Below are 23,656 nucleotides of genomic sequence, written 5' to 3'. Positions count from 1 at the left end.
TCGTGCCGCGCACCGCCGGGAGCGGTCCTGAGGAGCGGGAGGCTGCACCCGGGGTGCTTACGCCTTCCCGCCGTCGTACAGCGCGGTCACCTCCTGGTCGGTGAGCGCCTTGTCGTACACCTGGACCTGGTCCACGGAGCCGTTCCAGAAGTCGGTGTTGTTGCCCGACCACTTGGCGCGGCCCACGGAGAGGGCGCCGCTGCTGACGTCGGCCGATCCGGCCGGGGCGGTGGAGGCGAGCTTGCCGTCCACGTACAGCTTGATCTGGTCACCGCTGCGGACGCCGACCAGGTGGTACCAGTGACCGAGCTCCGGGGTCATCTCCGCCCGGGCGCGGTGGGCACCGGGGGTGGAGAAGGCGAACGCGCCCTGTCCGTACTGCAGGTAGAACGGGTTCTCCTGGCGCCGGCCGTCCTGGCTGACGACGGTGCCGTAGTTGCCCGGGAGGGCGTCCAGGGAGGCCCAGGCCGAGACGGTGTAGTCACCGGTGGTGTCGACCACGGGGCCGTTGGTCTCCGCGTACTGGCCCTCACCGTTGAACTTCAGCGCCGAGCCGTGCACGCCGGTGGTCCAGGACGTGCCCTCGGAGAGGGTGAGGTCCTTGTGGTTCGGGCCGCTGTCGGCGGCCTTGGTGCCCTTGTTCTCGTCCAGCGACCAGGAGCCGCCGCCCTTGACGGGGGTGCGGGTGCCGGCCGCGGCGCCGGCGGCGATGACCTCGCGGTTGATCTTGCGGACCTGGGCGGCGTCGACCTTGATCTCGCGGCGGTCGTACGTCCAGAGGCCGTTGAGCTCGTTCTCCAGGTCGGTCACCTGGGTGTAGATGGAGCCGGAGAGTTCGGCGCCGGCCGCCTCCAGGTAGTACTTGCGGGTGTTCTCGACGTACTTGGCGGTCAGCGCGGCCTTGTCGGCGACACCGCTGTAGATCACGGTCGGGGCGCCGGGCCACATGTGGCCGGGCATCCGCAGGGTGAAGCCGCCGTGCTCGCCGTCCATCGCGGCGCGGGTGGCGTCCGGGAAGGCCGGGTCGGTGTTGTTGTAGTCGTGGTGGTCGATGATGTCGCCCTTGCCCGAGTCACCCTTGGAGTTGCAGCAGTTGACACCGCTGTGGGCGTTGACGATGCGGGAGGGGTCGGCGGCCTGGACCTGCTCGGTGATCTTGCCGGTCTCGGTGCGGTCCCACTCGCCCCAGCCTTCGTTGAAGACGATCCAGGAACCGATCGAGGGGTAGTTGTGGAGCTGCTCCATCTCCTCGGCACCCTGGTCGATGAAGGCCTGGTGGCCCTTCTCGTTGGTGAGGTTGCCGGAGACGAAGTCCTGCCACACGAACAGACCGAGCTGGTCGGCGTGGTAGTACCAGCGGGCGGGCTCGACCTTGATGTGCTTGCGCACGGAGTTGAAGCCGAGGTCCTTCTGCGCCTTCAGGTCGAAGACCAGCGCGTCGTCACTGGGCGCGGTGTTCAGGCCGTCCGGGTAGAAGCCCTGGTCGAGCTGGGCGAGCGAGAAGAACGGCTTCCCGTTGAGGACGATCTTCTGGTAGCCGCCGACGTTGGCGATGCCGACGGAGCGCATCCCGAAGTAGCTGTCGACGGTGTCCTTGGAGCCGCCGTCCTTGAGGGTGACCTCCAGGTCGTACAGGTACGGGTCGTCCGGGGACCACAGGTGCTGCTTGGCGACCGGGAGGCTCAGCTCGCGGTTGGCCGGGCCGCTGATCCTGCCGACGACCTTGCCCTTCTTGTCGCGGGCGACGGCGGTGACCGTCGCGGACTTCGAGGCCTTCGCGGAGTTGACCGTCAGGGCGAGGTTGCCCTTGTCGATGTCCGGGGTGGTCGTCAGGGAGTCGACGGCCGCCGGGGCGACGGGCTCCATCCAGACGGTCTGCCAGATGCCGGAGGAGGCGGTGTAGAAGATGCCGCCCGGGTTGGCCGACTGCTTGCCGGTGGGCTGGTCGGCGCCGGTGGTGTCGGTGACCCCGACGACGATCTCCTGCGGGCCGCTGCCCTTGATCGCGTCGGTGATGTCGGCGGTGAAGGCGGTGTAGCCGCCGGTGTGCTCGGCGACCTTCTTGCCGTTGACCCAGACGGTCGCCTGGTAGTCGACGGCACCGAAGTTGAGCTTCAGCCGGTTGCTCTTGCCGTGCTTGTCCGTCTTGACGGCCCAGTTCTGCGGGACGGTGACGAGCTTGCGGTAGAACATGTGGTCTTCGTGGCGCTCCAGGCCGGAGAGCTGCGACTCGACCGGGTAAGGCACGGTGATGCGCTCACCGAGCTTCTTGCCGAAGACGGGCTTCTCGCCCGCCTTGGCCCCGGCGAACTCCCACTGGCCGTTGAGGTTCTTCCACTTGTCGCGCACCTGCTGCGGCCGGGGGTACTCGGGCAGCGGGTGGTTGCGGTCGACCTTGTCGCCCCACTTGGTGGTGAGACGGTGCGTGGAGTTGTTGGTGGCCGTGCGGTTGATGTCGGGGACGGTCTCGCCGCCCGCCTTCAGGCCGCCCTTGCCGTCGTACGCGATCTTGACGCGCTGGTCCTTGAGGACGGCGGCGTCCAGCTTGACGACGAGTTCCTTGCCGCCGCGGGCCCGGGTGACGGACTTGACCGGCATCGGGGTGGTGTCGGCCTCGATGGTGAGGTGGTTCTTCAGGTCCGCGTAGTCGCTGACCTTGTCGTCGAAGACCGCGTGCAGTTCGGTGCCGTTGTCCGCGACGCTCAGCCCGACCGGGTAGACCTCGAAGTCGGCGGGCGGGGTGAAGGCGGACTCCGGGACGAACTGCCGGTCCAGGTTCGCGCTGGACCAGCGCAGGAACATGTTGGCGCCGCCGGTGTCCTGGAACATCTCCAGCTTGAACTCGTGCGGCTCGCCGGCCTTGAGCGATATCGGCGCGCTGGTCTGCTCGTTGTCCCAGTCGGGCTCCCAGTGGTCGATGACGGCCTTGCCGTCGATGAACAGCCGGAAGCCGTTGTCGCCACTGGCGGCGAAGGTGTAGTCGCCGTCCTCGGGAGCGGTGAGGAAACCGGTCCAGCGGGCGGTGGTGTTCTCGGACTGGCCGGTGGTCGACTCGAACGTGCCCGCGAGACCGGGGAAGTTGATGTTCGGTTCGAGGGCGACCCCGCCGAGCTTGTCGAAGTCCCGCGCGCCGGGCGCGGACATGCTGAAGTACTCGCCCTTCAGCCCGTGGACGGTGGTGGCCGGGTCACCGGCCTTGAAGGTGGTCGAAGCGGCGCTCGCGGGGGCGGCCGCGGCGGCCGGGACGAGCGTGGCACCGAGGGGGATGAGCAGCGCGGCGGCGCAGGCCGCTGTCCTGAACAGAGCGCGGGGGTGGGGCGTTTGTGGTCTCAAGGCGTCGTCCTGTCGAGAGAGCTGAAGTGCCTCGAACCTGTGAGGCACAGCACACAATCGAACATTGAGCCACAGCATCAAACGTAAAACAACAGTCGTGCGCGAGGATTTTTCAACGATAGAAAGCACGGCTGTACGAGCCGGGCGGCGGGTCCACGCAGACCGCCCCCTTCGCACACCTTGGGTGCGAAGGGGGCGGCCGGGGGCGAAAGGGAACGCCCTGAGGGTGAATCAGATGGCGTAGCCGTACGGGACCGGGGCGTGCACCGTGCCGTTCAGCGCGCGGGCGGCGTCCCGGGCCCAGGAGGGGCTGCGGAGCAGTTCGCGCCCGAGGAGGACGGCGTCCGCGCGGCCCTCGGCGAGGATCTTCTCGGCGTGCTGCGGGTCCGTGATGAGGCCGACGGCCGCCACGGGCAGCGAGGTCTCCCGCTTCACGCGCTCGGCGAAGGGCACCTGGTAGCCCGGGCCGGTGGCGATACGGGCGCGGGGCGCGTTGCCGCCGGTGGAGACGTCGAGCAGATCCACCCCGTGGTCCCGCAGGAGCGCCGCGAGGCGCACGGTCTCGTCGGCCGTCCAGCCCTCCCGCTCGTCCTCGGGGTTCTCCGTGAGCCAGTCCGTCGCGGAGACGCGGAAGAAGACCGGCAGTTCCTCGGGCCACACCTCGCGCACCGCGTCGACCACCTCAAGGGCCAGGCGGACGCGGTTCTCGAAGCTGCCGCCGTACTCGTCGGTGCGGTGGTTGCTGTGCGGGGAGAGGAACTGGCCGATGAGGTAGCCGTGCGCACCGTGCACCTCGGCGACCTGGAAGCCCGCCTCGACGGAGCGCCGGGCGGCCCGGCGGAAGTCGTCCACGACGCCCGCGATCTCGTCGGTGGTCAGCTCGTGCGGGACCGGGTAGCCCTCGTCGAAGGGCAGCGGGCTGGGGGCGACCGGGGTCCAGCCGTGCGCCTCGGGGCCGACGGGGCGGCCGCCGGTCCAGGGCGCGGCGGTCGACGCCTTGCGCCCGGCGTGGGCGAGCTGGATGCCGATCACGGAGCCGTGCGCCTTGACGAACTCGGTGATCCGGCGGAACGCCTCGACCTGGGTGTCGTTCCAGATGCCGAGGTCGGCCGGGCTGATGCGGCCCTCGGGGCTGACGGCCGTGGCCTCGGTGAGGATCAGGCCGGTGCCGCCGGTGGCGCGGGCCGCGAGGTGGGCGAAGTGCCAGTCGCCCGGCACACCGGTCTCCGGCCCCTCCACCGCGGCGCTGTACTGGCACATGGGCGCCATCCACACCCGGTTGGGCACGACAAGCGACCTGAGGGTGTAGGGCTCGAAGAGGGCACTCACGACGGACTCCGTTTCGCCGGGTACGGAAGGATCGCTAGTACGATACATCCCGTAGTACGACGCCCGTCAAATTACGACCACTCTCGTACAAGCGACCTGCGGCTTCGCGGGGTCCGGGTCAGCGGGGTTTCAGTGGGTACGAGCTGCGGCCGGCCGCGTCGTCGATCTCGTCGTGCGCCTTGGTCAGGAGCTTCATCGCCAGTTCGTTGAGCGCGCGGGCTCCGGCGATCTCCTCCCCCACCCGGGGCTGCTCGGCGTCGGAGGGGTGGCGGCTGGCATAGCCGTGGGCGCGCACCTCCTGTCCGTCGGAGAGCCGCACCAGGGCGGCCGCGCGAGTGCGGTGGGTGTCCTCCTCGAATTCGAGCTCGATGTGCCATCCGACAGCGGTTCGGGTCATGGCGTTCACCTCCGGAAGGTCTCCCTTCCAGGGTGCGCCCGCCGCCGGGCCGCGCGCGAACGCTCACGCCCCCGGCAGCCGGCCCCGGCGCCGGAGCGGGATGGAGGCGTCGGCGTCGTACAGCTGGTTCCAGCTGCGTCCGGCGCCGGACGTCCAGGTGACGTGGGCGGTGCCGCCTTCCACACGGACGGCGTCCACGGTCATGGCGCGGTCGCCGTCGCGCACATCGCCCCGGTGCAGTTCGTCCGCCCGGACGGTGACGTGGTGGGCCGGTCCGCTCTCGGCCTCGTCCGCCGCGAAGCCGAGAGCGGCCGCCAGTTCCCGGGCCCGGGCCGGGGTGCACAGGAGGGTGTGCTCGCCGGACGGGGTGGCGACGGTGATCCCGACCTCCGCCCCGGCGGGGGCGATCTCCAGGATTCCGCTGTTCCCGTGCTCGTCCGTCATCGCTGCACACCTTCCCGTGTACGTTCCGTGCCGCCGGGCTCAGTCCAGCCGGAGGCTTTCCGGCGGGCCCAGGTAGCTGGGTTCGAGGCCGCCGGTGTCGATCACCAGGTTCTGGAGGACCACCGTCGGGTCGACCATCCAGAATTTCAGCACATGCACCCCGGGTCCGGTGACACGGTGGACCGTGCCGGTGACGGTGACGTTGTCGGAGGTGTGCCGGGCCCACTGGGCGTTCATGGTCCCGTCGTCGGCCCCGGTCACCTTCGTGACGTTCACCCGCTGCGGATCGGCGCCGTCGAAGGAGACCGCGTAGGTCAGACCGTCGGTCGGCAGCGCGTTGTTACGGGGCGAGAGGTACGCGTACACGGTGACCGGCCCGGTGGTGAACAGGCTGACCCGGTACTCCAGGCGCGGGCTCCGGCCGCCGGGAGTCTGCCGGGCGGCGGTGACCGGGAAGGGCTCCATACCGGCCCCGGTGCGTCCGATGTCCGGGATGCGCTGCCAGGTGACGCCCCGGCCGCCGACGGCCCGGTGGTAGTGGTCCGCCTCGATGGACACGTATCCCCCGGCCTCCACGAAGCCGCCGAGCCGGGACCGGGAGAGCGCGGGGCGGTCGGCCACCGCCGTGACGGTCACCTCCGCGCCGTCGGGCCCCGTGACGGTGACGGGGACGCGGGTGACGCCCTTCGGCGCCCGGTCCCAGTCGACGCGCAGGGTGATGCGGTCCTGCGTGGTGACGCGGCCGCGCACCCGGTCGGCGGTCAGCCAGGACGCACCGGTCCGCACCCGGTAGTCGAAGGGGGCGCGGCCCCGGTTGAACACCTCGATGTACTGCGCGGGCCGGGTCTGGTACGGGCTGAACACCGGCAGCACGGCGGGCGCGGTCTCGTGCGGCCACCACGCCGTGGAACCGTCCACGGCGACGCCCATCGCGGCCCGTGCGGGCAGGTCGATGCGCCGGACGGCCGGGAAGAGCACGTCCTTGATGGCCACGTTGTCGATCTCGGGCTGCTGCCAGGGGGCGTTGGGTCCGTAGCGCTCGACGTCGCCGTAGTCGATGTGCGGCTGGGTCTGGAAGCCCTGCCACTTGCCGCCCGCGATCTTCGTGTTGAAGCGGTCGGCCAGGGCGAAGTCGTCGGCGAGCCGCGCCTCCGCGGTGGCCGCCAGCTCGTTGGTGAGGGCCCGGCCCTGGGCCGCGTAGTGGATGTTGGTGAACTCCGCCTCGCGCAGCGCGTACAGGTTGACGGTGGCCGCGACCTCGTAGCCGACGAGTTCGTACCAGGCGTCCTGGGCGGAGGCGGGAAGCCGGTGCCCGATCCGCCCGGCGCGCTCGCCGAGCAGCCGCCACTCCTCGGTGACGCGTTCCAGCTCGCGGTAGTGGACAAGGCCGAAGGGGGACGCCTGGTCGTCGTAGACCACGGCCGAGCTGTCGGTGGCGGGGTCCTTCGCCGGGTCGAGGGTGATCCGGCGGTTGAGCAGCTCGGGCTTGCGGCGGGCCTGGAGCCGGGCGTACTCGCGCAGGACGGCGGCGATCTCGGTCGCCTGCTTCTCGCCGAAGTTCTGCCGGGCGTACGTCTCCTCCCACTCCGGCAGCCGGTCCAGGGTCCAGCGCTCCGGGTTCCAGGCGTACTCCAGGAAGAACTGTGTGGGCAGTTCGTTGCCCTTGAGGTCGCCGACGTTGGTGACCCACAGTCCGTGGTTGCCGTAGGCGTCGCACTGGTGGAGCTGGTCCCACATGTTGGGCAGCGACGCGGTGTCCACCCACTTGTAGTTGCGGCCGACGCCGACGTAGTCGAAGTGGTAGTAGAGCCCGTAGCCGCCCTCCCTCGGCGCCTCGGCCGGGTCGGGGAGCTTGCGGATGTTGGCCCAGTTGTCGTCGGTGAGGACCACGGTGACGTCCTCGGGGACGCGCAGACCCCGGTCCCAGTAGCGCTGGACCTCCTTGTAGAGGGTCCAGACCTGCGGGATCGTGGTGACGTCCCTGCCGGAGACCTCGGCGAGGATCTGCCGCTGGGTGGCGATGATCTCGGTCATCAGCTCGATGCCGTCGCCGTCGGGGAGGCTGACGTCGCCGTTGCCGCGCATGCCGAGGGTGACGACGCCCTCGAAGTCCTCGTCCTTCATCCGGCGGATGCCGTCCGCCCAGTACGCCTTGAGCGCTTCGGCGTTGCGGCGGAAGGACCACTCGCCGGTGCCGCCGTAGGGGTCGTGGCCGGGGGTGGTGATGTTGCCCTCGGCGTCGCGTACGGCGGCGACGGCGTGCCGGTTCCACTCCTCGATGCCGCGCATCATGGGTGCCTCGTGCGAGGTGCCCATGACGACGCCGTACGCCTTGGCGGTGGCGTGGTTGAGCGGGTCGTCCTCGGCGAAGGCGCGGCCCCAGACGGCCGGCCACAGGTAGTTGGCCTTGAGCCGGAGCATGACCTCGAAGACGCGGGCGTAGAAGTCCGCGTTGAAGCCGCCCTCGAAGCCGGGCGCCTTGCCGGGCCCGAAGTAGGCGGGGGCCCAGGTGCCGAGCGCCGGGTTCTCGTCGTTGATGAAGAAGCCGCGGTACTTCACGGCCGGGGTGCCCTGGGTGTGGCGTCCGGGCCGTACGTGGATCTCGTCGCGGTGTACGGGGACGACGTCGTCCCACCAGTACCAGGGCGAGACGCCGATGCCGCGCGAGACGTCGTACGCGCCGAAGATCGTGCCGCGCTGGTCGCTGCCGGCGATGACGAATGCGCGCTCGACGCCGGGCAGCGGGTGGTCGATGACGGTCTGGAGGCTGGTCTCCCACCTGCCGCGGATCGAGGAGACGTCGAGCTTGCCGTCGGCGACCAGCCGGTCGATGAGAGGGCTGCGGCCCACGGTCCCGATGACCGTGATCTCGCGGGCCTTCGGGACCGCTCCGTGCGAGAGGGCGGGGCGGACGCCGGTGACGCGTTCGATGTCGTCGCGGAGGTCGCCGGCGACCCTGACGACACCCGGCCAGTCGCGGTCGCTGACCAGGACCGGGGTCGCCCGCCCGTGGCTGACCAGCGGGAAGCTGCCGCGCTGTGCGGTGAACGAGATGTAGGCGCCGGGGTCGGTGGGCCGGGGCGCGGGGCCGTGTCCGGTGGCGGACGCCTCACCGGTCAGCCCGACGAGGGAGCCGAGGGGGGTGGCGGTGAGTGCGGTGAGTCCGAGGCCGAGGCCGAGGACCGCTCTGCGGCTCGTCTGCCCGGGGGTGCCGGGGGTGTCGCTGTCCATGCTGCTCTCCTTCTCGGTGCTCAGTCGCGGCCGGCGGCGAGCAGCAGGTCGTCGCGCAGGGCGCTGTAGGCGGGCTTGGCCTTGTAGTGCTCGTCGAAGAGGTTGGCCGCGCCCTCGCCCTCGAAGGTGTCGGGCACCCAGGAGTACTTGTCGGTGAAGCCCCAGACCGTGAAGTCGGTGCACTTGCGGGTGAGCAGGCAGCCGCGCAGCAGTACGTCGTAGCCCTCGGCCTGCGCCTCCTGCTTGGTGCTGTCGGAGGGCATCGGGACGCGGACGTCGGCCTCGGTGATCGCGGTCTCCAGGCCGAGCGCGTCGAACCGCTTCATGTTGTCGGCGATGTCGTGGGGGGCGTTGTACTGGACGGACAGGTGGCCCTGGATGCCGACGCCGTCGATGGGTACGTGCTGCTTGCGCAGCTCGACGACCAGGTCGTAGAGGGCGGTGCTCTTCGCGTTGACGCCCTCGATGTTGTAGTCGTTGATGAACAGCTTGGCCTTCGGGTCCGCCGCGTGGGCCCAGCGGAAGGCGTCCGCGATGTAGCCCGGGCCCAGCTTCTGGAGCCAGATGGAGTCGCGCAGGGTGCCGTCGTCGTTGAACGCCTCGTTGACGACGTCCCACTGCCAGATGCGGCCCTTGAAGTGGCGGGCCTCGTCGGTGATGTGCTTGCGGAGGATGGCGCGCAGCTCGTCGGCGGTGAAGTCGCCGGTGGTGAGCCAGGCGGGCAGCTGGTTGTGCCAGAGCAGGGTGTGGCCGCGCACCAGCTGGCCGTTGGCGCGGGCGAAGTCGACCAGCTGGTCGGCCTGCTTCCAGTCGTACGTGCCACGGGTGGGCTCGACGGACTCCCACTTCATGACGTTCTCCGGGGTGACCGAGTTGAACTCGCTCGCCGCCTTCGCGCGGTAGGGCGCGTCGTCCGCCAGGGCGGCCATGTCGACGGCGGTGCCGATGCGCACGCCGGACCGCTTGCCCAGCGCGCCGAGCGTGGTGGCCCGGGAGTCCCCGGTCCCGCCGCCGTGGCCGGAGTGGGCGAAGGCGTTGATGGTGCAGGGGGCGAGCAGGGCCGCGGCGGCGGTGCCGATCAGCACGGCCTTGATTGGCTTGCGCATGACAGAAACCCTTCGAGAGGCGCACGGCCGGGTTCCCGGTGACCGGGAGGGCCTGCGCGGGTGTGGGTGTTTCGAAAGTTTCGTGGAGCTGGGGACCGGGCGGAGGCGCGGTGCCCCCGCCCGGCGGTACGGAGCCGGTCAGCCCCGCACGGGGGCGGCCGCCGGCACGGGTTCGACCACCGCGTCGCACACCAGCCGCCGCCGGTGGTCGAGGGTGCGCTCGGGACCGGTCAGGCGCAGGTGCACCGTGTGCCGGATGTCCTCGGCACCGCTGGACGCCGCGAGCCGCAGCTCCAGCGCGCCCGGCTCCACGACGCGCCGCCCGCCGATGCCGGTGAAGGACACCAGGTCGGCGTGGAACCGGAAGCGCACCCGCGCCTCCTGGCCCGCGTCCAGCGGGACCCGGGCGTAGCCGATGAGCCGGTTGTCGGGCCGGGTCGTCTGGGCGACCGGGTCGTGCACGTACAGCTGGACGACCTCCGCGCCCGCCCGGTCCCCGGTGTTGCGGACGGTCAGCTCGATGTCGGCGGAGCCGTCGGTGGGGATCTCCTCCGGGGCGGGGGCGCCGGGCTCCCAGGCGAAGGAGGTGTACGTGAGGCCGTGGCCGAAGGGGTAGAGCGGCGTCGGGTCCAGGTTGCTGACCCCGTTGGCGAGCCCGAGGGGCGGCTGGAGGTAGGTCCAGGGCTGGCCGCCCGGGTGGCGCGGCACGGAGACCGGCAGCCGGCCGGAGGGGCTGACCCGGCCGGAGAGCACGGAGGCCAGGGCCGGGCCGCCCTCCTCACCGGGGAAGAACGCCTGGACCACGGCGGCGGTGCGGTCCGCCCAGCGGCCGAGCGCGTACGGGCGGCCGGTCAGCAGGACCAGGACGACCGGGGTTCCGCTGTCCAGCAGCGCGTCGAGCAGTTCGCCCTGCACGCCGGGCAGCGCGAGGTCGTCGGCGTCGCAGCCCTCGCCCGAGGTCCCGCGCCCGAAGAGTCCGGCCCGGTCGCCGAGCACGGCGATGCAGACGTCCGCGTCCCGGGCGAGGTCCACCGCTTCCGCGAACCCCGAGGTGTCGGCGCCGTCGACCTCGCAGCCGGGGGCGCCGGTGACCGTGGCGGCGGGGAACTCGCCGCGCACCGCGTCGAGCACGGTGGGGATGTCGATGCCCATGGCGGTCTCGGGGTGCAGGACGCCGACGTGGCTCGGGAAGGAGTAGCAGCCGAGCATGGCGAGGGCGTCGTCGGCGCGGGGGCCGATCACCGCGATCCGCCCGGTCCCGGCGAGCGGCAGCGCCCCCTGCGGGTTGGCGAGCAGGACCACGGCCTGTTCGGCGAGTTCGCGGGCGAGGGCGCGGTTGCGCGGCGGGTCCAGGTCGACGGTCTCGCGCGCCCGCTCCGGGTCGGTGTCGCGCAGCAGCGCGGGGACCGGGGACCAGTCGGGGTCGAGCAGCCCGAGTTCGCACTTCTGGAGGAGGACCCGGTGCAGCGCGCGGTCGACCAGGGCCTCGGGGACCGTACCGTCCAGGACGGCGGCGGCGAGTTCGTCGCCGTAGCTGCGGACGGTGGGCAGTTCCACGTCGACCCCGGCGCCCAGGGCGAGGCGGGCGGCGTCGGCGCGGCCCTCGGCGACCTTGTGCAGGGTCTCCAGGAAGCCGATGGCGAAGTAGTCGGCGACGACGGTGCCCTCGAAGCCCCAGGTGTCGCGGAGCAGCCCGGTGAGCAGGGCGGGGTCGGCCGCCGACGGGACGCCGTCGATCTCCGCGTACGACTGCATGACGGAGCGGGCGCCGCCGTCGACGAGGGCCATCTCGAAGGGCGGCAGGATGACGTCGGCGAGCTCCCGGGCCCCGGCCCGGACCGGCGAGAGGTTGCGGGCGCCGGCCGATGCCGCGTACCCGGCGAAGTGCTTGAGGGTGGCGACGATCCCGGCGGACTCCAGGCCCTTCACGTACGCGGTGCCGATGGTGGCGACGAGGTAGGGGTCCTCGCCGATGGTCTCCTCGACGCGGCCCCAGCGCAGGTCGCGCACGACGTCCAGGACCGGGGCGAGGCCCTGGTGGATGCCCACGGACCGCATGTCGCTGCCGATCCGGTGGGCCATCTCGGTGACCAGGTCCGGGTTCCAGGCGGCGCCCCAGGAGAGCGGGACGGGGTAGGCCGTCGCGCCCCAGGCGGTGAAGCCCGCCAGGCACTCCTCGTGGGCGAGGGCCGGAATGCCGAAGCGGCCGGCGCCCGCGATGGCCCGCTGGGCGCGGGCGAGCGAGATCGCGCCGACGGCGGGGTCGACGGGGGCGGTGCCGAAGGGGCGGGTCAGCTGGCCGAGGCCGCGCGGGATCAGCGCGTCCCAGTCGATGGCGTCGACCATCTCGTTCTGGTGCGGGGCCACCCCGTCCCCGTCGGCGTCGGCGCCCACCCAGATTCCGTAGAGCTGGGCGGTCTTCTCCTGGAGGGTCATCCGGGAGACGAGGTCGGCCACGCGCTCCTCGGGGGCGAGCGCGGGGTCCTGCCAGGGGCCGTCGACGGCGGTGGCCGCTTCGGACCTGCGGGCATGCGGAACAGGGGGGTTTGCCATGGCGGCGGGGATTCCTCTCAAGAGTGCGGTGGTACGCGGCGGCATGGGTGCGCTACTTGCCGCCCACCCCCATCAGTCCGTTGACCAGTGCCTTCCGTGCCACGAGGTACACGGCGAAGATCGGTACGACGGAGAGCACGATCGCGGCGAGCACGGCCGGGATGTTCACCCCGAACTGGGACATGAAGTTGAAGAGACCGAGGGTCAGCACCCGGTTCTCCTCGGACTGGGTCAGGATCAGCGGGAACAGGAAGCCGTTCCACGCCTGGAGCGCGGTGTAGATCGCGACCGTGCTGATGCCCGCCTTGGACATCGGGATCGCCAGCTGCCACAGCATCCGCAGCGGCGAGGCGCCGTCGAGCGCCATGGCCTCGTACATCTCCTCGGAGACGTCGCGCATGGTGCCGCTGAGGATCAGCACCGCCACGGGCATCGCGAACGCCGCGGTCGGCAGGATGACGGCCGGCAGGCTGTCGTACAGGCCCATCTTGCTGATGAGCAGGTAGAGCGGCACGATCACGGCCTGGGCGGGGATGGCGACGCCGAGCAGGAAGGTGCGGAAGGCGAGTCCGGAGAGCCTGCTGCGGGTGCGTACCGCGACGTACGCGACAGGGACCGAGAGGACCAGCACGATCGCCACGGTCGCGACGGCGACGATCGCCGTGTTGGAGAGCATCGTGGAGAAGCCGCTGTCCAGCACGGTGCGGTAGTTGTCGAGCGTCGGGTGGGTCGGGACGGCCAGCGGGTCGCCGTTCAGCGCCTCGTCCTGGTGCATCAGCGAGGACGAGATCAGCGTGTACAGCGGGACGATCACGAGCACGAGCCAGACCAGCGAGCCGAGGCCGGCCAGCGGGTTGCCCCACCTGCGGCGGCGGCGCGCGGTGGCCGGGCGGGTGCGGGTCAGGGGCTGTGCGGGGCGCGTCGCGGGGCGGGTGTCGGTCGACATCGCGTCACATACCTTCCCGGGTGGAGCGCATGTTCCCGAAGCCGCTGAAGCGGACGAGGATCAGCGAGAGGGCGGTGGCCACGACGACGAGGGCGGTCGCGATGGCGGCGGCGTATCCGAGGTCGTAGGTCTGGAAACCGGTGCGGTACATCAGGTACGGCAGCACGGTGGTGTCGGTTCCGGGGCCGCCCTTGGTCATGATGAGCACGGTGTCGAAGTACGTCAGCGAGCCGACGATCATCAGGACCGAGGAGGTCGTGATGGTGTTGCGGAGCTGCGGCAGGGTGATGTGGAAGAACTGCCGGAACATGCCGGCGCCGTCGATCTCGGCGGCCTGGTAGAGGACCTGCGGGATCTGCCGGGTGCCGCCCTGGTAGATCAGGGTGTGGAAGGGCATGAACTGCCAGCCGCCGACGAACGCCACGGTGAGCAGGGCGCCGGTGGACGAGCCCATGATGTTCGGGTCGATGCCGAACCAGGGCCCGATCTCCTTGATGACGCCGAAGTTGGGGTCGAGGAGCGCGTGGAACAGCATCGCGATGGCCGTGGTGGACAGCAGCAGCGGGATGAAGAAGACCGCGGAGAGCACGGCGCGGCTGCGCTGCCGGCCGGCCGCCCAGACGCCGAGGAGCAGGGCCACCGGGGTCTGGAAGGCCCAGCTGATGGTGGTCAGGAGCAGGCTGAGCCAGGCGGCCTGGCGGAACTCCGGGTCCTTGAAGAGCCGGGTCCAGTTGGCCGTGCCGACGGAGGTCGGGGAGTTCAGCCCGTCCCAGTGGCAGAAGGAGAGGTACACGGCGATCGCCAGCGGGACGATCGCGAAGAGGGCGAAGAAGAGGATGCCGGGCAGCGCCCAGGCGACCGGCGGGCGGCCGACGTTTCCGGCGGCCGCCTTCCGTCCTCCGCGCACCTTCGGTGACGAGGAGACGTGGGACATCGTTACTTGACGGCCTTCATCGCGGCGACGAACTGCTCGGGCGTGGACTTGCCGGCGAACAGCTTGCTGATCTCGGTGAGCAGCGGGGTGGCGGTCTGGGATTCGAGCGCCTGGTCCCAGGACAGGGTGAAGTCGGGGGCCTTCTGGACCATCTCGTACTGGTCGGTGGCGAACTTCGGGTTGGGCGAGCCGCTGAGCATGGAGGCGGCGTTGGACGTGGTGGGCACGTCGCCGTTGTCCACGAGGGCCTGCGCGTACGACTTGGACGCCATGGTCTTCAGGAAGGCTATGGCCGCGTCCTTGTGCTTGGTGCGGGAGTTGACCGACCAGTAGTTGGTGGGGTTGCCGACCACGTCGGCCGGGTCGCCGACGCCGCCCGCGACGGTCGGGAAGTTCGTCCAGCCGAGGTCCTTCTTGGCGAAGTCGGGCGCCTTGCCGAGCTGGGTGGAGTACTCCCAGGAGCCCATCAGGTGCATGGCCGCCTTGCCCTTGTTGAGCAGGGTGGGCGCGCCGCCGTTGCCGTAGTCGACGGAGTTGAAGTTCTTGCCGAAGGCGCCGTCGTCCACGAGCTGCTTGACGGTCTGGGCGGTCTTCAGGACGGCCGGGTCGCCCCAGGCCGAGCTGTCACCGTTCTGGATCTTGCGGAAGACGTCCGGGCCGCCGATCCGGTCGAGCAGGTACTCCATCCACATCAGCTCGGGCCACTTGTCGGAGCCGCCGAGGGCGAACGGGGTGATGCCCTTCCCCTTGAAGGTCTTGATGGCCTGCTGAAGGTCCTCCCAGGTCTTGGGGACCGCCACGTTGTTCTCGGCGAAGAGGGTCTTGTTGTAGAAGAGCATCACGGGCTGCATCCCGCGCATCGGGACGCCGTAGACCTTCCCGTCGAGGCTGCCGGCGGTGACGATCGACGGCAGGAAGCCGTCCTTCAGGGTGGCGTCGTCCTTGAACGTCGAGGTGAGGTCGACCAGCTGGTTCGCGTCCACGTACGGCTTGATGGAGCCGCCGCCCCAGTTGAAGAAGATGTCGGGGGCGCTCGGGGACCCCATGGCGCTGCGGAGCTTGTTCACGTAGTCGGTGCCGGGCACGGAGACGAGCTTGACCTTCACGTCGGAGGTCTTGTTGAACTCCTTGACCGCGGCCTGCTGCACCTTCACGGCGTCGTCGCCGTAGACGTACGCGGTCAGCGTGGCGCCGCCACCGCCGCTGTCACCGTCCGATCCGCAGCCCGCCAGGACTCCCGCCATGACCATGGCCGCACCGGCCGCGGTCCATCTCGCCGCACGCTTGCCCTGAGTGAAAATTCCCGACCGCATGACCGCACCTCTGTCGAATCTTTCGGAGTTGCTTGCGAATGTTGCCGGAACCGTACGGTTGGGTTTCCGGCCAGTCAAGAGGTCGCGGAGCGCGAATTTTTCGCCCGGGCTCCCGCGCCCGTTCGGCCGCCGGGCGGTTACGATTCGCTGTATGAGCCCCGCAAACGTCCAGTCACATCAGGAGAATGCGCCTGCCGCAGCGCCGTCGGACGGCACTGCCACGCTGGCGGAAATCGCCCGAGCGGCCGGAGTCTCGGCTCCGACAGTTTCGAAGGTGCTGAACGGGCGTGCCGATGTCGCGCCCGGTACGCGCACCAAGGTCGAGGAGCTGCTGCTCCAGCACGGCTACCGCCGCAGACGCGGCTCGACCACGCAGTCGCAACTCATCGACCTGGTCTTCCACGAGCTGGACAGCGCGTGGGCCATGGAGGTCGTACGCGGGGTGGAGAACGTCGCCCGCGAGGAGGGGCTGAGCCTGGTCCTCTCGGAGAGCGCCGGCCGCCTCAGCCCGGGGCAGACCTGGGTCGACGGGGTGCTGGCCCGCCGCCCGGTCGGGGTCATCCTGGTGCTGTCCGACCTCACCGCCGCCCAGCGCGCGCAGCTCACCAGCCGCAGCATCCCGTACGCGGTGGTCGACCCGGCCGGAGACCCGGGCGACGACATCCCGTCGGTCGGCACGACGAACTGGCAGGGCGGTCTCGCCGCGACCCGCCACCTCACCGGCCTCGGCCACCGCAGGATCGGTGTGGTCGGCGGACCGACCCGGATGATGTGCAGCCGGGCCCGGGTGGACGGCTACCGGGCCGCCCTGGAGACGGCGGGCATCCCGATCGACGCGTCGCTGATCCGCGAGGCCGAGTTCTCGCACGAGGCGGGGTACGCGGCCGGGATGGAGCTGCTGCGCTCGGCGGACCGGCCGACCGCCGTCTTCGCCGGCAACGACCTCCAGGCGCTCGGCGTGTACGAGGCGGCGCGCGAGCTCGGTCTGCGCATCCCGGAGGACCTGAGCGTCGTGGGCTTCGACGACCTGCCGCTCACCCGGTGGATCGGGCCGCCGCTGACCACGGTGCGCCAGCCCCTGATCGAGATGGCCGAGACGGCGGCCCGGCTGGTCCTGGACCTGGGCCGGGGCCGGCAGCCCGCGACGACCCGGGTGGACCTGGCGACGAATCTGGTGGTCCGCAGCAGTACCGCCCCGCCCTGCCGCTGAGACGGGTCCGCCGGAGCCGGGGAGGGACACCCCGGGCCGTGGTCCGGGCCGCTGTCGGTGCCGGGGTGCAGACTGACCGATATCCGGCACAACGGCGTTTCGGGAGGTTCGGTCATGACCGATGTACTGCTCACCGTGGGGACCCGCAAGGGGCTCTTCATCGGCCGCAGGCGCGACGGTTCATGGGAGTTCGAGGGCCCCCATTTCAACGCCCAGGCGATCTACTCGGTCGCCATCGACACCCGGGACGGCCGGACCCGGCTGCTGGTCGGCGGGGACAGCGCGCACTGGGGCCCGTCCGTCTTCCACTCCGACGACCTGGGCGCGAGCTGGGTCGAGCCGAAGACCCCCGCGGTGAAGTTCCCGGAGTTCACCGGGACCTCCCTGGAGCGGGTGTGGCAGTTGCAGCCGGCGGGACCCGAGGCACCGGGCGTCGTCTACGCGGGCACGGAGCCGGCCGCGCTCTTCCGGTCCGGGGACGGGGGCGAGTCGTTCGAGCTGGTGCGCCCGCTGTGGGAGCATCCGACGCGTTCGCGGTGGGTGCCCGGCGGAGGCGGCGAGGGGCTGCACACGATCCTGACCGACGAGCGGGACGCGCGCGCCGTGACGGTCGCGGTCTCCACCGCCGGGGTGTTCCGGACCGCCGACGGCGGCGCGAGCTGGACCCCGGCCAACAAGGGGGTCTCGGCCGTCTTCCTCCCCGACCCGGACCCGGAGTTCGGCCAGTGCGTGCACAAGGTCAGCCGGGACGCGGCCGATCCGGACCGCCTCTACCTCCAGAACCACTGGGGCGTCTTCCGCAGCGACGACGCCGGGGGCCACTGGACGGACATCGGCGCGGGCCTGCCCTCGGACTTCGGCTTCGCCGTGGCCGCCCACCCGCACCGCGCGGACACGGCGTACGTCTTCCCGATCAACGCGGACGCCGACCGGGTGCCCGCCGAGCACCGCTGCCGGGTCTTCCGGACGACCGACGCGGGCGCCCACTGGGAGCCGTTGTCGGCGGGCCTGCCGGAGAGCGCGCACTACGGCACGGTGCTGCGCGACGCGCTCTGCACGGACGACGCGGACCCGGCCGGGGTCTACTTCGGCAACCGCAACGGCGAGTTGTACGCGAGCGCGGACGACGGGGACAGCTGGGAGCAGCTGGCCTCGCATCTGCCGGACGTGCTGTGCGTGCGGGCGGCGGCGGTCGAGGTGTGAGCTTCTAGGGAAGCCGCCAGTCGACGGGCTGGGCGCCTTGCCGGACCAGGAGTTCATTGGCCCGACTGAAAGGACGCGACCCGAAGAAGCCCCGGTCCGCCGACCTCGGAGAGGGATGGGCCGACTCGACCGACGGGTAGTCGCCGAGCAAGGGCCGCAGATTCTGTGCGTCACGGCCCCAGAGGATCGAAACAAGCGGGGTCCCACGCGCGACCAGCGCGCGGATGGCCTGTTCGGTGACTGCCTCCCAGCCCTTGCCCCGGTGAGCCCCCGCGCGGCGCGGCGCGGTCGTGAGTGCCCGGTTCAGCAGCAGCACACCCTGGCGCGTCCACGGCGTCAGGTCTCCGTTGGACGGACGGGGCAGCCCGAGGTCGGCGTTGAGCTCGCTGTAGATGTTCACCAGGCTCTCCGGAATCCGGCGCACCTCCGGGGAGACCGCGAAGCTCAGCCCGATCGCCATCCCCGGTGTGGGATACGGGTCCTGACCGACGATCAGGACCCGTACGTCGTCGAAGGGCTGCTGGAACGCGCGCAGCACGTTCGCCCCGGAGGGGAGGTAGGTGCGGCCGGCCGCGACCTCCGCACGCAGGAAATCGCCCATCTCGGCGATGCGGCCCGCCACGGGGGCCAGGGCGTCGGCCCAGCCGGGCTCGACTACTTCTTTCAACGGTCGCGCTGTCACGAAAGATCACCCTACCGGCGCAACGCGGTCCCCCGGGGATAGGGTGCTGCCCGTCCCTCACCCCTTCGTCCCCGGGAGCCGGTCCATGACGTCACACGGACAACCGGGCACGTATGTCCTCGGGGTTGACTCGGGCGGCTCCGGGCTCCGGGTGGCGCTCGGCGCGGCCGATGCGGACGCGCCGTTGGCGACCGTCGCGTGCGGCGGGCCGGTGCGCACAGGGCCGCGCGGCATCGACCCCGCCCACCTCCTGGACCAGGTGCTGCCCGCCGTACGCGGCCTGCTCGACGCGCACGCTCCGGGCGGGCGGATCACCGCCGCGGCGGTGGGGGCGGCGGGGATGGCCACGCTGGGCGACGCGTTGCGCGCCGAACTGCCGGGCGCCCTGGCGGACGCGCTGGGGGTGCGCCGGATCGCGCTCGCGGCGGACGCGGTGACCGCGTACGCCGGGGCGGTCGGGCAGCGGCCCGGCGCGGTGGTGGCCGCCGGCACCGGGCTGATCGCGCTCGGCACGGACCTGACGGAGTGGCGGCGGGCGGACGGCTGGGGGCACCTGCTGGGCGACAGCGGGGGCGGTGCCTGGATCGGGCGGGCCGGGCTCGATGCCGCGATGCGCGCGTACGACGGGCGGCGCGGCGGTTCGCCCGCGCTGCTGGCCCGCCTGGAGGCGGTGTTCGGGCCGCCGCAGGAGCTGCCCGGTCTGCTCTACCCGCGCGCCGACCGGCCCGCGCTGCTGGCCTCGTTCGCGCCGGAGGTGGCCGCGTGCGCGGACCGCGACCCGGTCGCCGAGGGCATCCTGCGGGGAGCCGCCGCGCACATCGCGGAGGCGGCCGCGGCGGTGTGCCCGGAGGCGAAGGCGGACGAGGACGCCTGCGAAGTCGCGCTGACGGGCGGGCTGTTCCGGATGGGCGAGCCGTTGCTCGTACCGCTGCGCGAGGAGCTGGGGCGACTGCTGCCGCGGGCACGGGCGGTCCCCGGTTCGGGTGATCCCCTGATCGGTGCGCTGCGCATCGCCCAGGCCCTCGACACCGGGGCGCTCCGGCTGCCGCATCACCCGACACTGCTCTGTGTTCCTACGCCCGGGCCCCGCGCGTAGGGCGACGGGCGCGCGCACGCTGACGACAGATCAGGGCAGTTGCCCGGTAAGCCGCTGATCGGATAAAAGCGGACAGAGGCCGCTCGACCGGACCCTCCCCGAGCAGGGAGCCGTCCGAAACCAGTAGCATGCGGCGCCATGAGCACCCCCACTGGGCCCGCTTCCGGCCTGCCTGTACGAATGCCGCGACCTCGCCAGTCCGGACGGCACCGCCGCCCGGAGCCCGTGGCCGCACCCGAGGGCGCTGCCGCGCTCGTTCTCGCCGTTCCCGGTACCCCTTCCTCGACGAGCCGCAGCCTGGCCGAAGAGGTCATCAGCATCGCCCGTTCCGAGCTGCCCGGTCTGAACGCCCTGATCGGTTACGTGGACGGGGACGACGCCGAGTACCCGGCGCTGGCCTCCGTGATCGCGCATTCCGCCGCCGAGCGCACCGCGCGCTACGAGCAGGCGCTGGCCGTGGGCCGTGAGGTCGCCGAGCCCGAGGGCCCGGCCGCCGTGGTGGTCCCGCTGCTCGCGGGTCCGGACAGCGCGCTGGTGCAGCGGATACGCCGGGCGATCACCGACAGCGAGGCCCCGGCGGAGCTGACCGACGTGCTCGGCCCGCACCCGCTGCTGGCCGAGGCGCTGCACGTCCGGCTGTCGGAGGCCGGGCTGGCCCGCGCGGACCGGGCCAGGCTCTTCACGGTGGCGACGGCCGCCGACGGCATCGTGCTCGCCACGGTGGGCGGCGAGGAGGCCGTGCAGGCGGCGGGGATCACGGGCATGCTGCTCGCGGCCCGGCTCGCGGTGCCGGTGATGGCCGCCGCGCTCGACGTGGAGGGTTCGGTGGCCGCGATCGCCGACCAGCTGAAGGGCTCCGGCTCGCTCCAGCTGGCCGTGGCGCCGTATCTGGTGGGCCCCGAGGTGGCGGAGGGCCTGCTGGACGCCGCGGCGAAGGAGGCCGGCTGCGCGAGCGCCGAGCCGCTGGGCGCGTACCCGGCGATCGGCAAGCTGGTCCTCTCGATGTACACCTCGGCCCTCGGGATCGCTCCCGCGGTGGCCCAGGGGGCGCAGGCCCGCTGACCCTTCCGGCATGCGTGAGGCCCCGGCCCGGACGGCAGTCCGGCACCGGGGCCTCACCGGTTTTCAGCCGAAGACCACGCAGGACGCCGCCGGGGCGTCCAAGGTGCCCCCGTGGGCCGGGACACCGGTCTCCGGGTCCACAGTGAACCAGGCGACGTTCCCGCTGCGCTCGTTGGCCGCGTACAGCCGGCGCCCGGCCGGGTCCAGCGCGAGGTCGCGGGGCCAGTGCCCGCCGCAGCCCACCGTCGTGACCAAGGACGGGTGCTCGCCGGTCGCGTCGAGCGCGAGGACGGAGATGCTGTCGTGGCCCCGGTTGGCCGCCCAGAGGAACCGGCCGTCGCGGGCGACGACGACCTCGGAGGCGTAGCTCTCGACGGTCACGCCCTCGGGCAGCACGGGGACCTCGCCGACCGGTTCCAGGACGCCCGTGGCGGCGTCCCAGCGGCACACGGTGAGGGTGGGCTCCAGCTCGTTCAGCACGTAGGCGTGGCGGCCCGAGGGGTGGAACGCCAGGTGGCGGGGGCCGGTGCCGGGGCGCAGGACCGTCTCGCCGTGCGGGCGCAGCTCGCCGGTGGCCGGGTCGACCGCGCAGACCCGGACCGAGTCGGTGCCGAGATCGACGCTGAGGACCCAGGCCCCGGAGGGGTCGGGCAGGACCTGGTGGGCGTGCGGGCCCTCCTGGCGGTCCGCGACCGGTCCGCCGCCCTCGTGCGCGAGGACCGCGGCGACCGGGCCGAGGGTGCCGTCCCCGGCGACGGGCAGCACGCTGACGCTGCCCGAGCCGTAGTTCGCGGTGACCAGGTGGCCGGCGGCGAGCGTGAGGTGGGTGGGGCCGTCGCCGTCCACCGCCCGGAGTTCGCCGAGCGGACGGGGCTCGTCCTTGCTGACGTCGAGGGCCGCCGCACCGCCCGGCTCGGTCTCGCTGACCGCGTAGAGGACCGTGCCGCCCGGGCCGAGGGCCAGGTAGGAGGGGTCGGGCACCGCGTCCGTGGCCCCCAGGACCGTGAGCGCGCCGGTCTCCGCGTCCACGGCGGCGACGGTGACGCCCCGCCCGCCCGCCGAGGTGAACGACCCGATGAAGGCCCGTACCGCTCCGTTGCTGCTGTCCACCGCTGCTCCTCCCCGCCCCGGCTGTGCGCGGCGGACGTGCCGTCGTGATCTTTTGCGGCGACGGTAGCAGTGCGGCGGTGCGGTCTAGACCAAGGGTGGCGTCTTGGTCCTGGCGGTCAGGCCGTGACCAGCGGGGCGCCCGGCGGGCTGTGCAGCGGTGCGGCGAGTTCGGCGAGCGCGCGTTCCAGGCTGTGCAGGTGGGCGAGGGCGGGTTCGGTGACGGCCGGGTGCGCCGGGACGGCGGACGCGACGGCCGTACGCCCGGTCAGGGCCTCGACCGCGCTCTCGACGCGCCAGCAGGCGGCGGCGAGCCGGGCGTCGTGGGACGCCTCCGGGTCGGCGGCCACCGAGGCGAGGCCCCTCACCTCGCGGGCGCACTCGTCAAGGAGGGCCAGCACGTGTCCGGCCCGGGCCCGGCGGGCGCGGAGCGGGCTCAGCGGGTGGACCAGCGGGGCGAGCGAGAGGCGGACGCGCCCGAGGAGCGCCTCCAGCTCGGCGACGCGCGGGGCCGGGTCGGCGGTGGCGGAGCCGGAGAGGCGGGCGGCGGCCTCCTCGGTGCAGGCGTGCACGCAGCGCAGGGCGCGCTGGATCCAGGCGTCGGTCGTGGCGTGCGTGGTGACGGGCAGGACGCACAGCACCGCCAGCATCGCGCCGAGCGCGCCGACGGCGGTCTCGCCGAGCCGCAGGGCGAGCAGCCCGGGGTCGAGCACGCCCAGCGAGCCGTAGAGCGCACCGGCCATGACCGTCACGGAGAACATCATCCAGGTGTACGAGACCGCGGCCGTGTAGAAGATCCCGAAGATCCCTGCGGCGACGACGAGGGCGGTGGGCACGGGCGCCCCGTGCAGCGGGACGACGACGGCGAGGCCGACCGGGATGCCGATGAGGGTGCCGAGGACCCGGCGGAAGCCGCGTACCAGGGTCTCGCCGCGCGAGGCGGTGTTCACGAAGACCCACCAGGTGGCGCCGACGGCCCAGTACCAGCGCTGGTCGGACATCAGCTGCCCGGCCATGAGCGCGACGGCTCCGCCGGTCACCGCCTGGACGGCCTGGCGGGTGGTGACCCTGGCCAGGCCGGTGCCGGCGGGCGGGGCGGGCACGGCGGGGGCGGTCAGCCGGCGTTCGTAGCACCAGAGGCCGAAGCGGACCGCCGACGCCGAGAGCAGGGAGAGGGCAACGGCCGAGTAGAGCTCGGGGAGCTGTCCGGGCAGGGTGTGGAGGAACTGCGTGGTGAAGAAGGCCATGAAGGCGAAGACGCCGAGGGAGTGCCCGCGCGGCCCCCACCGCCGCGCGTAGACCCCCGCCCCCATGACCGCGAGGAACGCGGTGTCGCGGGCGAGCGGGTGGTCGTGGAGCAGGGCCGCGAGCGCGAGCACCGGGAAGCCGACGGCGGGCAGCAGCGCGGTGGTGACCGCCTGGCCCCGGACTGTGGGGTCGGTCACGGTGAACAGGGCGAGCAGCGCGGCCAGGCCGCCGGTGATGGCCGCCACGAGCGAGTGGCCGACGAGCCCGCACACCACGACGGCGAGTCCGATGCCGAGCACGGCCCGGGACGCGAACCGTAGCCGGATCCGGCCCGGATCCGGTGCGACGAACGCCCTCTTCAGCAAGTTGCCCCGCCCCTTCTTCGTACCTGGACCATGTCCGGACATGAGAAAGGCGCCGCATGGGTCCTCGAGGGACCCGCAGCGCCATTGACTTCTATAT

17 protein-coding genes are annotated in these 23,656 nt (G+C 72.1%); 4 read left to right on the top strand and 13 right to left on the bottom strand.

What is annotated here, in order from left to right; translation table 11 throughout:
• Positions 1–57: 57 nt before the first annotated feature.
• From AMK18_RS29975 to AMK18_RS29930, 10 genes are all read right to left on the bottom strand, one after another.
• Positions 58–3,333: a LamG-like jellyroll fold domain-containing protein gene (locus AMK18_RS29975; RefSeq protein ID WP_018106229.1), complete on the bottom strand. Its 3,276-nt coding sequence runs from the start codon at positions 3,331–3,333 to the stop codon at positions 58–60.
• Between the two features lie 231 nt (positions 3,334–3,564).
• The gene (locus AMK18_RS29970; protein WP_073865241.1) at positions 3,565–4,662 is read right to left on the bottom strand and encodes an NADH:flavin oxidoreductase/NADH oxidase; all 1,098 of its coding nucleotides are present in this window, start codon (positions 4,660–4,662) and stop codon (positions 3,565–3,567) included.
• Positions 4,663–4,780: 118 nt separating this feature from the next.
• Positions 4,781–5,059, bottom strand: coding sequence for a DUF1876 domain-containing protein (locus tag AMK18_RS29965; RefSeq protein ID WP_018106227.1), 279 nt, complete (start codon positions 5,057–5,059; stop codon positions 4,781–4,783).
• 63 nt (positions 5,060–5,122) lie between these two features.
• Positions 5,123–5,503, bottom strand: a complete 381-nt coding sequence (locus AMK18_RS29960; protein ID WP_018106226.1) for a hypothetical protein — start codon at positions 5,501–5,503, stop codon at positions 5,123–5,125.
• 39 nt (positions 5,504–5,542) lie between these two features.
• Complete coding sequence (locus AMK18_RS29955) at positions 5,543–8,734, bottom strand: glycosyl hydrolase 115 family protein (protein WP_073865240.1); 3,192 nt, start codon at positions 8,732–8,734, stop codon at positions 5,543–5,545.
• Positions 8,735–8,754: 20 nt separating this feature from the next.
• A complete protein-coding gene (locus AMK18_RS29950; protein ID WP_073865239.1) occupies positions 8,755–9,840 on the bottom strand; it encodes an endo-1,4-beta-xylanase in 1,086 nt (361 codons plus the stop codon).
• A 138-nt stretch (positions 9,841–9,978) separates the two neighbouring features.
• Positions 9,979–12,393, bottom strand: a complete 2,415-nt coding sequence (locus AMK18_RS29945; protein ID WP_073865238.1) for a glycoside hydrolase family 3 N-terminal domain-containing protein — start codon at positions 12,391–12,393, stop codon at positions 9,979–9,981.
• A gap of 52 nt (positions 12,394–12,445) precedes the next feature.
• On the bottom strand, positions 12,446–13,339 hold the full coding sequence (locus tag AMK18_RS29940; protein ID WP_073865237.1) for a carbohydrate ABC transporter permease: 894 nt from the start codon (positions 13,337–13,339) through the stop codon (positions 12,446–12,448).
• A gap of 4 nt (positions 13,340–13,343) precedes the next feature.
• Complete coding sequence (locus AMK18_RS29935) at positions 13,344–14,273, bottom strand: carbohydrate ABC transporter permease (RefSeq protein ID WP_018106221.1); 930 nt, start codon at positions 14,271–14,273, stop codon at positions 13,344–13,346.
• Positions 14,274–14,275: 2 nt separating this feature from the next.
• The gene (locus tag AMK18_RS29930; RefSeq protein ID WP_073865236.1) at positions 14,276–15,523 is read right to left on the bottom strand and encodes an extracellular solute-binding protein; all 1,248 of its coding nucleotides are present in this window, start codon (positions 15,521–15,523) and stop codon (positions 14,276–14,278) included.
• A 214-nt stretch (positions 15,524–15,737) separates the two neighbouring features.
• On the opposite strand from AMK18_RS29930, the gene AMK18_RS29925 reads away from it, so the two are divergent.
• Together AMK18_RS29925 and AMK18_RS29920 are read left to right on the top strand one after the other, a co-directional pair.
• Positions 15,738–16,796: a LacI family DNA-binding transcriptional regulator gene (locus AMK18_RS29925; protein WP_073865235.1), complete on the top strand. Its 1,059-nt coding sequence runs from the start codon at positions 15,738–15,740 to the stop codon at positions 16,794–16,796.
• A gap of 114 nt (positions 16,797–16,910) precedes the next feature.
• Complete coding sequence (locus AMK18_RS29920; RefSeq protein ID WP_073865234.1) at positions 16,911–17,999, top strand: WD40/YVTN/BNR-like repeat-containing protein; 1,089 nt, start codon at positions 16,911–16,913, stop codon at positions 17,997–17,999.
• A 4-nt stretch (positions 18,000–18,003) separates the two neighbouring features.
• Here the strand turns inward: AMK18_RS29920 and AMK18_RS29915 are convergent, their stop codons facing one another.
• Entirely contained in the window at positions 18,004–18,681 is a 678-nt protein-coding gene (locus AMK18_RS29915; protein ID WP_073865233.1) for a uracil-DNA glycosylase, read from the bottom strand.
• Between the two features lie 85 nt (positions 18,682–18,766).
• Here AMK18_RS29915 and AMK18_RS29910 point away from each other — a divergent pair, with 85 nt between their 5' ends.
• Positions 18,767–19,777 (top strand): N-acetylglucosamine kinase, encoded by a 1,011-nt coding sequence (locus AMK18_RS29910; protein WP_073865232.1) that lies wholly within the window; start codon positions 18,767–18,769, stop codon positions 19,775–19,777.
• 138 nt (positions 19,778–19,915) lie between these two features.
• The gene (locus tag AMK18_RS29905; RefSeq protein ID WP_198957109.1) at positions 19,916–20,839 is read left to right on the top strand and encodes a sirohydrochlorin chelatase; all 924 of its coding nucleotides are present in this window, start codon (positions 19,916–19,918) and stop codon (positions 20,837–20,839) included.
• 63 nt (positions 20,840–20,902) lie between these two features.
• Here AMK18_RS29905 and AMK18_RS29900 read toward each other — a convergent pair whose 3' ends face one another.
• Both AMK18_RS29900 and AMK18_RS29895 read right to left on the bottom strand, forming a co-directional pair.
• On the bottom strand, positions 20,903–21,949 hold the full coding sequence (locus tag AMK18_RS29900) for a lactonase family protein (protein WP_018106214.1): 1,047 nt from the start codon (positions 21,947–21,949) through the stop codon (positions 20,903–20,905).
• Positions 21,950–22,065: 116 nt separating this feature from the next.
• The gene (locus AMK18_RS29895; protein ID WP_073865230.1) at positions 22,066–23,559 is read right to left on the bottom strand and encodes an FUSC family protein; all 1,494 of its coding nucleotides are present in this window, start codon (positions 23,557–23,559) and stop codon (positions 22,066–22,068) included.
• Positions 23,560–23,656 lie beyond the last annotated feature (97 nt).

Source organism: Streptomyces sp. CB01249, from assembly GCF_001905735.1.
Lineage (GTDB): Bacteria > Actinomycetota > Actinomycetes > Streptomycetales > Streptomycetaceae > Streptomyces.
The sequence above is the reverse complement of the archived record's forward strand: the minus strand, read 5'-3'. Positions and strand labels throughout refer to the sequence as shown.